This window comes from Anaerobiospirillum succiniciproducens DSM 6400, assembly GCF_000482845.1.
In the GTDB taxonomy this organism is placed as follows: Bacteria; Pseudomonadota; Gammaproteobacteria; order Enterobacterales; family Succinivibrionaceae; genus Anaerobiospirillum; species Anaerobiospirillum succiniciproducens.
The window spans coordinates 1-12,634 of record NZ_AXWV01000030.1; the positions used below are offsets into that span (position 1 = coordinate 1).

The 12,634-nt window shown below is 42.4% G+C and carries 4 protein-coding genes; all 4 read left to right on the plus strand.

Translation table 11 applies throughout. The features are described 5' to 3' along the window. The first annotated feature begins 262 nt into the window (after positions 1-262). Positions 263-4,777, plus strand: a complete 4,515-nt coding sequence (locus tag H524_RS0105270; RefSeq protein ID WP_027939468.1) for an autotransporter domain-containing protein — start codon at positions 263-265, stop codon at positions 4,775-4,777. Positions 4,778-5,579: 802 nt separating this feature from the next. Continuing rightward, the gene (locus H524_RS0105275) at positions 5,580-10,007 is read left to right on the plus strand and encodes a beta strand repeat-containing protein (RefSeq protein ID WP_027939469.1); all 4,428 of its coding nucleotides are present in this window, start codon (positions 5,580-5,582) and stop codon (positions 10,005-10,007) included. Positions 10,008-10,207: 200 nt separating this feature from the next. Then, on the plus strand, positions 10,208-11,710 hold the full coding sequence (locus tag H524_RS0105280; protein ID WP_027939470.1) for an SIR2 family protein: 1,503 nt from the start codon (positions 10,208-10,210) through the stop codon (positions 11,708-11,710). Positions 11,711-11,723: 13 nt separating this feature from the next. Continuing rightward, positions 11,724-12,347 carry a TIR domain-containing protein gene (locus tag H524_RS14390; RefSeq protein WP_044121552.1) on the plus strand — a complete coding sequence of 208 codons (624 nt, stop codon included), beginning with the start codon at positions 11,724-11,726 and terminating at the stop codon, positions 12,345-12,347. Positions 12,348-12,634: the final 287 nt, after the last annotated feature.

Consider the following 12,634-nt stretch of genomic DNA (forward strand, 5'->3'; position numbering starts at 1 on the left):
ACATAATGAGCGCGGATGCTTATATGTTGTGCTATGCTCAACAGTATAAGGTATATGACCTCCCTCCTAAAGTTACGCATAGTCTTCTCTAGCAACCTTTCATGAAGTCTTTGCTCATAAGTCGCTATAGACGGCAAACATACATATAAGGCGATTTGCGCTGCATCAGCATCATTAACAAAGCACATGATGTCTTCCGCTCAAGGAAATGCAGTCTAGTCTACAAATCGCAAACAAATCAAATCAATAAAGCTTACATAGAATGAAGCAAACCAACAACGCCATTAAGTTCTTAATGGCTCAATACCGTGCTATCTTCAAGAACGCTAACATCGCCATGTTAGCCGCTATAGCTGCTTCTGCTTTAGCAGCTGGCCAGGCTCAAGCAAAGCCTTTTACTAACACAGAACTTGGTCAATTAACCGGTGAAGAAGGTACCATTACCATTGATGGTTCAGGAGATGGTACCTCAAATAAGTATGAGAAATTAACCCTTTCTGGCGCAGTAGCACAAAGCTCAAAGTTGGAAGGATTAACATTCCTTATCCAGAGCGGTGCAGCAACTGATAATACAATTAAGGGCACTGGCGCTGATGCCGCTGCCATTGTTGATTTAACAGGTGCAACTATTACCCTTGATGTAGATCCTAAAGGAAATACTACAAAAGATAACAATAATTTAGCAGTAGGCAAAGCTGACACTAATGCAACAACTCTTAAGGTTTCTGAGCTTAATGTAGTTAAGGGAACTTTATCAACTGTAGATAGCACCACTGTAAAGAACAGCATTGAAGCTGTAAACATCAACGTTGGAAAAGAAACTGGCGGTGATGCTGATGTAACCGTTGGTAAAAGCGGTAGTGTATTAGCTTCAGGCAAGCTGACAATTAACAAAAACTCCACTATTACAATTGGTGACTCTGCTACATTAACTGGTGGAAAGATCATCGTTAACGATGGCAAGATTAATGTTTCTGGTGCTAATGCAAGTGCTGTTTTTGGTTCTGCTACCTCATCAATTGAGATTAAGAGCGGTACAATTGTAGATGCAGCATCTGCTAGCGGTAAGGTTTTCGGTAAGACTATTACTCTTACTGATGGTCTTATTCATTCAGCCAACAAGCTCACCATCGAAGCTGCTAATGACGGCGAATTTAACGCTAATGGCGGCGAGATTAAGGTTGATCCAACCAAGGATCTGACCTTAAAAGGCACTGCTAATATCAATGAAGGCGCTAAGCTCTCCAATTCAGGTACTTTAGTTGTCACTGGCAAAACCACTATTTCAGACAAGGCAACCTTTGCTCTTGGTGATGCTGGCGTTGTTCAGATTACCGGCGACGCGAACGGTGCAGACGATGCTGCAAAGACTTCTACCCTCACTATCAGCAAGGCTACATTCGGCACCCTCACTAATGGTAAAAATCAGAAAATTAAGGCATCAGGTGCAGCAGGTACCCACGCTGTTCTTAGCTTCACTGATGACAAGATCAATCTGGTAGATGACGGTATTATCAAAAGTGATGCATTAGATTCTGAAAAGCTTGCCATGGAAGGTGACGGTGATTTTAAGATTTTTGCCAACACCATGGAGTTAAAGAAAGCCAATGTAAATATCAATAAGCTGATTGTTGCGGGCAACAATGTAACTGTTGGTACTGCAGGTGCTTTTGAGGTTAAGGGCGGCTCTAAGTTAGAAGTAGGCAAGTCTCTTACCATTGATGGCTCAGGTGCCAATAAGTTAACTATTACTAGCGGTGGCTTAACTCTTAATGGCACTCCTGCTGTGAAGCTCAGTCCTAAGACCATTCTTTTAGGAGCTAGTGCAGTAGGCAATGCAACTTTAGATGTTAAGAAAGGTGACTGGACTGTTACTGACTTAACTCTTCAGAGCGGTACCGCAACCATTTATAGCGGAGCAACCCTGAATGTTGCAGGTGTTTTAACTTCATCAGGCGACTCACTTTTAACCATTAGCAGCGGTGGTACCTTAAGCACTGTTGGCTCAGGTAGTCTTGCTTATGATAAGGCTAGTGCTGACAAGCTGGTAGTTGCAGCTGGCGGTACCCTTAAGCTTGATTCTATCGACATCTTAAAGTCTAATGCACTTGATGAGAATAAGGTTAAGGCAGGTGCTATTAGCGGCGCTGGTGTAATTGTCATTGGCGATAAGACTACTCCTGCTATTTCAAGAGGCGAGTACGAAGCTTTCAGGAAGAAGTTTGGAAAATTCAGCGGCGTTTACAAGATGAACGTTGATGTTGGTGAGATTCCAGAGAAACTGACTCCAACAGACGTTCTTCCTCAATTAGAGACCGATTCTTACAATGCTAAAACCTTATATGCACCGGCTGCAGGTCTGTCAGACAACTACTCAGTAGGTAATGTTCAAGTTGAGACTGACTTAGATCTTAAGCTGACCACTGCAAAGGGTGCTTTAACTCTTAACAATGCCTCAAAAGACAAGGGCAATGGCAACTTTGTATCCAAGCAGTCAGGAACTGACACTGAAGTAGCTGGTGTTAACTTTGGTCACGCTGACAACTCCTTAACCTTAATTAATAAGGGCGATATTGGCGCTATCACTGTAGCTGCTGGTGCTGCCAAGGGCACTGTAAACGTAGGCTATGGCGAGAATGCTGGCAACGTAACCGTTAAGGGCACTAAGGAAGCTCCTGCAGGTATCGGCGCTGCTGGTACAGATGCAGTTAAAGAGCTTAACCTTTCTGCAGGCTCTTCATTAGTTGTTGAGCATGGTAATGTATTTACCAATAACTTCAACATGCTTGAAGGTTCTTCTGCTAATGTAAACGGCGATATTACTACCAGCTCTCTGCAGGTATTAGGCAACTCTCTTACCGCAAATACTTTAACTTTAAGTGACAACGGCTCTACCGATCCTCATAAGATCGCTGGAGGCGCAAATGTAAAACTGACTGGTCTTACTATTGGTGAGGCACAAGGTCTTGTTGTAGGTCAAGCTGGTGATGGTACTCCAGAGAACCTTGGCTCCTCAGCAAAGGTTTACACTAGTGCATTAAAGATGAACAAGACTGGTTCATCCATCTTTGTAGATCCAGACTATGGTACTGGTGCTTCATTATTTGCTACTGAGACCATTACAGATGCAGCTGGCACTGCTGGTAACAATGTAAGCGGTAAGGTAGGTATTGGTAGCAACTCTGCTTTTGGTGTTGGCTTTGCCTCAATGGCTGAGTTCGAGGAGACCCTTTCTCCATACCTCACCAATAAGGGTGGCTTTGACAATAATGGCCCTGTTAAGAACGCTCTTGTTCTTAACAAGCCAGTAACTATTGGTGCTGATAAGGGCATTACCGTTGCTAGTGATTTAAAGGCTACCGAGTTAGACACTAAGATTTCAGGTAACACCTTAACTCTTGGTGCTGGTGCTGCTCTGATCGTGACCAATGAGGCCTTAGCCCCTGATGGTGCAGTTAAATTTGCAAATGGTGCAGGTCATGTAACTGCAGCTAATGACAAGTCTTCACTCGTAATCTTTGCAGCTGACGTAACCAAGCAAAACTCAGGTATGCGCGTATTTGGTGCTAACACTACTGTAGATACTGACTTAAAGGGTCAAGCTGCTGGTGGTCTGTTAAATGTTGCTTTCAATGATAATGGCACCATCACTCTGACTAACAACGACAAGCGCTTAGATGAGATGCGTCAGCATATCTCAGAGCCTACCACTCAGCTCTTTGCTGATTACCGTGATGGTAAGTTTGCAGATGCATCTGGCTCCTTAGGCTACAAGTTTGTCTACGAGTCATTAACTAAACCAGGTGATGCATACAAGGCTGTTGATATTGCTGCCCACGCAGCAACCTATGCTGGTGCTCAGCAGGCTGCTGTTGCTGCTGTAACCACCATGGCTGACGCTATGTTTGGTCGTGTTGGCGCTGTAGGCGTTGAGGCTGCAACTATTGCGGCTACCGGCTCACAGGCAAACGGCGGTGTATGGTTAACCCCAATGTACAAGTCTGTTGACTCTGACGGCTTTGGTGCTCAGGGCGGCTCATACGGTGCTGACGTTGACTTATCTGGCGTTGCATTCGGTACTGATACTGTAAACGGCAACATGCGTTTTGGTGCTGTATTCAACATCGGTTCCGGTGACACTGAGGGTAAGGGCTTAGGTAACGGCTTGAAGGATGAGTTCGATTACTACGGCTTCGGCATCTACTCAGCAATGGGCTTTGGTAACTTCGCTTTAGTTGGTGATGCTTCTATGACCGTAATCTCTCACGAGGTTGAGGGCTTAGGTCTTAAGGGCAAGGCTGACACTACTGCAGTAACCATGGGCTTAACTGGTCAGTACACTGTTGCAACCCCAATGGTAGATGTAACTCCACACTTAGGTGCTCGTTTCATCCGCCTGAACACCGACAGCTATGATTTAGTATCTGCTGACGGCGTGCTTGCAACTACTGACTTTGATGTACAGAACGTATTCTCAGTACCTTTAGGCGTAACCTTATCTAAGGCATTTGTTGCTGGCGGCTGGACTTTAGCTCCTAGCGCAGACTTAACCATCGCCTTCAATACTGGCGACACCGAGGCTAAGTCAAGCAACCAGTTCACTGGCATTAAGGCTTACGAGTACTCAACTGAGGTTCTGGACGAAGTTCAGTACGGCTTAACCGTTGGCTTAGGTGCTCAGTACGGTGCATTTGGTACCTCCTTCGGTATCAACTACACTGGTTCTGATAACACTGACTCCTTCGGTGTAAACGCTCAGTGCCGTTACATGTTCTAATCTAGCTTTCATGGCTTTGGTTTGAACAAACCATAACTTGTCTTGAGACCGCGAACCAAGCTCAAATCCTCAGGATTAGCGCGGTCTCTTTAAGCGATCATGATCGATGTTGGGGATAGAGCATCGGTCGTGGTCGCTTTTTTCTTTTGAACGAAGAAGGATATTAGCCTACCCTGTGTTTACATAAAGATAGGTATCGCTGCATTGAATAACTTATTTAGCTAAAAGAAGATAAGTAAGAGTTGTGTTCGTAACATGTGATTAAAAACGATGTTGTGTATTAAATAAATACGAAATATAACATATTTATACTTATATAAGTATAAAAAATATGCTAGGGGGGGGGTAAATTAATTCAGATGCACGAGTCTAAAGTATGGCCTAGTCTATATCGTGTGATCCTGCCTAATAAAAGACCCAAACATCACTGTCAAATCTAGAAGAAGACTGCTAAGTGCTACCATACTATGCTCGCAACACTATGAGCATTTCCTAATGCAAGTGTCGGTGCTCTATAGCATAGGGACTTAATCAAGCAAAAGCATAATGAGACATCCAGCTATTCTGCTTGGTTTATACAGTTTTTTTGGTGCACTTCATCCCTCCTAAAGTTACGCATAGTCTTATCTAGTAAGTGGTTACAGAGTTTTGGTATATAACTCGATATAGCGGCAAACACACATACTAAATGCGATTTGATCTGCACAAGTATCATGGTAAACGCTCATGATGCCACCCTCTAAAGGAAATGCAGTCAAGCCTCCAAATCGCAATCCAATTCGGTTTATTAAGCTTACAAAGAATGAAGCAAACCAATAACGCCATTAAGTTCTTAATGGCTCAATATCGCGCAATTTTCAAGAACGCAAACATCGCTATGGTAGCTGCCATGGCAGCTGCTGCTTTAGCAGCAGGTCAGGCTCAGGCAGCGACCGATTTTACAGCTATTCAGGATGGCACAGTTTTCAAGACAGGTAGCTTGCTTGAGGTTAGTGCTGATGCCAACAAGGAAAATACTGGATCTTTTACAGCAACTATTCAAAGCGGCGAGAATACTATTGATAGTACTGGCACAGCTAATCATGAATTAGTTGCTAAAAGTGGCTCTTTCGTAATTGACGGTAATGGTGCAAAGCTAACTATTGGTGGTTCTAGCGGAGCTAAGGTAACTTTAGCATCAATGCAGATCAAAGAGGGTGAGCTCGTCCTAGTCAATGATGGTACTAAGAACTCAGATTTAAAAGCCACTGGTAGCATTATTATTGGTGAAGCAGCAAATGCTGCCGCACCAAAGGCCGGCAAAGTTGCAAAAGTAACCATTGGTAAGAGCGGTACTTTAACAACCGAAGGCAACAAATCAGTATTCACTGTTAATGCCAATGGTGAAATTGCTTTTACAAAGGCTGCCACTGCCGATACTTCAAAAATTACTGCAGCTAAAGGCGTAAACCTTGTTGGTGGCACAATATCAGTAGCCAATAGTGGTGCCGCAACAGTTGAAGGTGACATTAAAGCTTCTGGCGGTAAGATTTTAGTTGGCGGCGATGGATCTGATGCAACAGAACTTACTGTAAACGGTAATGTTGCATTCAAGGGTGAAGGCGGCACAGTTACTATTGCCGAGCAAGGCAAACTTACTGTAACTCACAAGACTGAAGATGTCTCATTAAATCTTGGCAATGCTACTGTAACAAATGGCGGAGAGCTCGATTTCGGTACTTTAGCAAAAGGTAAGTCAGCAACCTTAACAGTTTCTGCAGATCAGTATGAGAACCTTTTTAAGGGCAAAGTAAGCGCTACAGGTGCAGACGACAAAGCTAAATTCTACCTCAACGTCGTAGGTGATACTGAAATCGACCTTGATACCATTTTAAATGATGGCGCAAGAGATAATGCTAAAATCGAGCTTACTACTGCAGTAATGGGTGGTATTAGTGCAACTAAGGCAAAATATAACCAAGCTGATACCTTTAAAGTTGGCGGTATTCACAAGTTTGGCGATCTGAATGCAGGCAAAAATAATGCTTTAAAACTTTCTGGTTCTGCAGTTGTTGAGATCACTAATGGATTAGAGGTAAATGGCGGTGCTAATGACGGTGTGCTAACCGTTGATACTGCTACTCTGAAGCTTAATGGTACAGGTGCTGAGCATACTGTTGCAGCCAAGGAAATCAAGCTTGCTGACGCTGCTGACAAGGCTAATGCTAAGTTAGATGTAGCTGGCGGTACTTGGTCTGTTGGTTCCTTAACTGTAACTAAGGGCATTGCTGATATTTACGGTGGTTCAACATTGGTAGTTAATGGTGATTTAACTACTACTGATGAGAACACTCTCATTAAAGTACGTGAAGCATCCACTTTAGATGCAACTGGTGCAAGCAAGTTAACTCTCAAGTCAGGTGGTGGTAATGAATCGACTCTTGATGTGCAGGGTGGTTCAACTCTCGAGGTAAATGCTGCTCAAGTATTTACCATTTCAGGAAATACTGCAACACTGACTGATGGTACTGCCAACAATGAGGTAAATACAAAGGCTATTAAGCTATCCTCTGACTCTGTTCTTAAGTTTTCGGTTGCTGATGACTTCAAGATTAATCAAGAGCAATTAGACAGTTTAATTGCAGCTTTAGGCACTAATGCAACTGTTGAAGGCTTCATTAGCTTTGAAGACACTAACGGTAATAGCATCAAGCTTGATGGAATGTCTGGTGGTACAGTTGAGCTTGATAAGGTTACAAGTGCTGACGTATACGATGGCGCAACTGCTACAACTGCAACTGGTTCAGTTGCAAACAATGTCATGGTAGGAAACATCAATGTAACCACGAATGATGGCAAGGTTGATGTTAAAGCAGGAAAGAGTGTAGTACTGTATAAAGCTGATGCAAATGACAACTTTGTATCTAACAAGACAGGTACTACAGATGTTACCTTAGCAGACAAGTCATCCCTCACTCTTGCAGGTGTAGGTAAGGCTGGAGCTATTGACGGTGCTGCATCAGGCAATGGCGTGGTTTCATTTGGTCACTCCAGAACTGGCGAGACTGCTGGTGAAGTAACCGTTACTTCTATCGGTGCTAAGAAAGGCGTTGACACTGTAAACGTGGTTAAAGGTGGCGTGATTGTTACTGCTAAGCCAGCAAACTCAGAAGCGTCAGTAAAGATTCAGACCAAGAATCTGAACTTAGCTGATGGCACTTTCTTAAAGGCTGCTGATCAGGATATCGTGGTTGCTTCTGCAACTGCCGATAAGTCTGCTCAGATCTTCGGCGACTTGACTGCTAAGTCTTTAACTCTTAATACTAATGGCAGCAACGCAACAACATTCAACATCGCAAAGGGCGCTTTTGTAGACGTTGATGCCTTAACCCTGCAGCAAAGCGGCAGCCTCTTTGTTGGTGAGAATGATGGTACTACTACCTCATCAGCCACTTTAGAAGTTGGCAAGCTCACATTAGCTAAGGGCAGCTTAATTGTTGATCCAGACATGAATGCTCCAGCATCAATCGCTGCTGTAAAGGATCTGTCTGCAAAAGATTCTAACGGTGATGCTCAGGTACTTGATGGCAAGATAGCTGTAGGCCAAAACTCCGCTGTGGGTATTGGTTTCGACACCCGCGCTGAAGTTGAGCAGGTTCTGACTCAGGCTGGCTTAATGGCTGACCACAAGTTCATTAATAATCAAGACTCATTCAAGGGAGCCTTAATCCTCAACGATGCTATTAACGTTGCTACAGGCAATGGCGTTCTGATCGACACTTCTGCCAAGAATGCAAAGGACTTAGCTGCAGCTGTTTCTACCGATAAGTTCCAGATGAAGGGCAACGCCGCCTTGATCATTAACGACTCTGTTTACAAGCGTGTTAACGGCAAGCTCGATGGCGTGGCTGTAACCTTAGCAAATGGTGCTGCAGGTTCTGTTTCTGCTGAGCCTAATTCAAAGGTTATCTTAAACGGTGACTTTGATGCTAACGACGCTGGTGTAAAGATCTTTGCTGGTAGTGGTACAGGTGTAGCAGCTGTTTCAGACACTATCAATTTTGAGACTGCAAATGGCGTTCTGTATGGCACTATTGGTACTAATGGTACCATTGGCGTTGTAAACATTAATCCTGATAAGCTTGATAACAAATTCTTAACTGTATCTGCACCAGTTCGTGATCTGCTGAAGACTGCAATCCTGAACGAGGGTGGTGTAATTGATAAGGGCCAGATCGGTGGCAAGTTCTTATCTAAGGTAGCTAATAACATCACTGATTCTAGCGGTGTTGCTGCTGATGCTGCAGCTCACGCTGCAACCTATGCAGGTGCACAGCAGGCTGCTGTAGTATCTGTAACCACCATGGCTGACGCTATGTTTGGTCGTGTAGGTGCAGTTGGCGTTGAGGCTGCTTCCATTGCTGCTACTGGTTCACAGGCTAATGGCGGTGTATGGTTAACCCCAATGTACAAGTCAATGGACGCTGACGGCTTCAATGCTGAGGGCGCTTCTTATGGCTCAGACGTTGATGCTGCCGGTGTAGCCTTCGGTGCTGATACTGTAAACGGCAACATGCGCTTTGGTGCAGTATTTAACATCGGCTCTGGTGATGCCGAGGGTAAGGGTAACGGCAACGGCCTGAAGGACGAGTTCGACTACTACGGCTTTGGTATCTACTCAGCAATGGGCTTTGGTAACTTTGCTTTAGTTGGTGATGCTTCTATGACCGTTGTTTCTCACGATGTTGAGGGCTTTGGTTTACGTGGTAAGGCTGATACCACTGCAGTAACCATGGGTGTCACCGGTCAGTACACTGTAGCTACTCCAATGGTAGATGTAACTCCACACTTAGGTGCACGTTTCATCCGCCTGAACACCGATAGCTACGATTTAATCTCAGCTGACGGCGTACTGGCTACTACTGACTTTGACGTACAGAACGTCTTCTCAGTACCTTTAGGCGTAACCTTATCTAAGGCATTTGTTGCAGGCGGCTGGTCATTAGCTCCTAGCGCTGACTTAACCTTAACCTTCAACACTGGTGATACTGAGGCTAAGTCCACCACTACCTTCACTGGTGCTCCTGCAATCGGCCTGAACACTGAGGTTCTTGACGAAGTTCAGTACGGCTTAACCGTTGGCTTAGGTGCTCAGTACGGTGCATTCGGTACCTCCTTCGGTATCAACTACACTGGCTCTGAAAACACCGACACCTTCGGTGTTAACGCCCAGGCTCGTTACATGTTCTAATCTAGCCCTCATGGCTTAGGTTTGAACAAACCATAACTTGTATATAGATCGCGCTCTAATCTCAAATCCTAAGGATTAGCGCGGTCTTACTAAGCGATCATGATCGATGTTGGGGATAGAGCATCAGTTGTGGTCGCTTTTTTCTAGGTAATTTCATACCAATAATATTTTTTATTTAATTTGAGGGAATTTAATTATTGATGACTAAAAATCAAGATAAAAAGATCATTGACCACTTTATTCAAACATATGTGAAGAATATACGCGAAGGTAGTGCAGCTATCTTTGCAGGTGCAGGGCTGTCTGTAGGCGCGGGATTTGTTGACTGGAAGGAGTTGCTAAGTGATGTTGCTGAGATGCTTAATTTAGATATTAATAAAGAATATGACTATACCTTGCTATGCCAGTTTTATATTAATGAATATCAAAATAGACATCATATTAACAGCAAGATTCTTAACGAGTTCGCAAAGCAATCGAAGCTTACAGAAAATCATAAAATAATAGCAAAACTGCCGATCCGCACAATATGGACAACAAATTATGATCAGCTGCTTGAAAGGGCTTTTCGTGACAGCGGGAAAGTCGTCGATGTTAAGCATAACGTTCAACAGCTAACCAACAGCATACCTGGTGCTGATGTCAAAATATACAAGATGCATGGAGATGTTGATTATCCATTCGATGCAATTCTAGCGAAAGAGCAATACGAAAAATATTCAACCTCACATGCTGCATTTATTCGTGAATTAAGTGCTGCGCTATCTTCTAAAACCTTTTTATTTTTAGGCTTTAGCTTTAATGACCCTAATGTTGATCATGTGTTAAGGCTTGTCCGACACAGCTTTGGCCAAAATCAACGTAACCATTATTGGATCGAAAAAAGAAAGACAGTTAGCACTAGCACTAGTAATAGTAATCTTGCTCAAAGCGATCAGCTAGACCATAAAGATAACTTATTACATGAGCACAGACGGCAAGAGCTCATGATCAATGAGCTCAAAAGATACGGCATTCAGACAATTCTTATTGACGAATATGATGAAATTACAAGTATTTTAGAGAATATTTCAATGCAGCTTAAAAATAAAACCGTTTTTATCTCAGGAAGCATTAGTGATTATCAAAGTGATATCAATAATAAAAAGAACGAGGAAAAGATTCTAGAGTTTACCCACAAGCTTTCATATGAGCTAATTAAAAATCAGTATCGCGTTGTTAACGGATTTGGTCTAGCAGTCGGTAGCGCTGTTATAAATGGTGCTTTAGCTGCAATAGAGGACAACCCATCAACTTGCTCAGAAAGTCAATTGATTTTGAAGCCATTTCCTCAGCTACAGACAGGTACCAAGAGCCTAGAGGAGTTATGGCAAGAGTATCGTCAGATGATGATTGCACTAACAGGAATATCAATATTTATTGCAGGAAATAAATATATTGACGGAAAATTGCCCAAAGGCAAGAGTAATGATGGAATTCGCTCAGAGTATGAGATTTCACAGAACAATAGCAATATTTGCATACCTGTGCCTATGAAACAGGAATCTATATATTCGTCAGATGTATTATTTGATGAGCTTTTAAAAAATTCTAGTGTTGAATCTTGCGATTTAATCGAATTACTAAAGGCATTAGGAAATGAAGAAAACAGCCATGATAAGGCTATTTCTTTAATTATTAATTACATTAAAACTATTAATTAGTGAGGATTTTATTATGCTTGAAAAAGTATTTTTTAGCTTTCATTATGAAAAAGATAACTGGCGTGTACAACAAATCAGGAACATGGGTGTAGTTGAGGGTGATCAGCTTGTTGAACCTAATGATTGGGAGGAAATTAAAAGGAAAGGCGTAAACTCAATCAAAAATTGGATTAATGACCAGTTAAGACAATCTAATGTAGTGGTAGTGCTTGTTGGAAGTGAGACCGCTGAACGTAAATGGATTCAATATGAAATTGAGACGGCATGGAATATGGGTAAGCCAATTTTAGGGATTGAAATTCATGAGTTGCTTGATGGATCAGGAAACTCTGATTTTAATGGTAGTAACCCGTTTGAACTTTTTACTATTGATAGAAAAGGCAAAGCAAAACTATATGAATCTGCTTATGGTATAAATTGGTATGGAACACTAATGTCACATTATGTGAAGCTTTATGACCCTTTATCTAATGAATATCGAGATTTATCCGAAGCTCACAGTATTCGTTTCATAAATGAATCCGAAAAGCGTAAGCGCCGTAGTCAAAAGGCGTATGGAGTTATTAGTGAATATTTGCCAGAATGGATTGAAGAGGCTAGGTTGAGCCGAGAAAATGCTCTTAGAGATTTTTCATAATTTATTAATATTAATTTAGAAAAATAGTCTTTTTTAGGCATTGTATTTGGGTTAAGCAAGGACAAAACGCCGGTGTTATATGGTGTTTTGTTCTTTTTTATGTGCTTTTTGAATGGAGATGGATAATTAATTTTCGAAATTAAATTTAATTCATGGAATTATTAATTTCTTAGATGAGCCTTATGGCATCGAGCTTTAAATGGCGCCAAATGCTTAAATACAGTCAAATTCGTACAAGCAGCTAAGTATTAGGCTAACTTAACAGCTTTTAGCAGTTTATCAATACT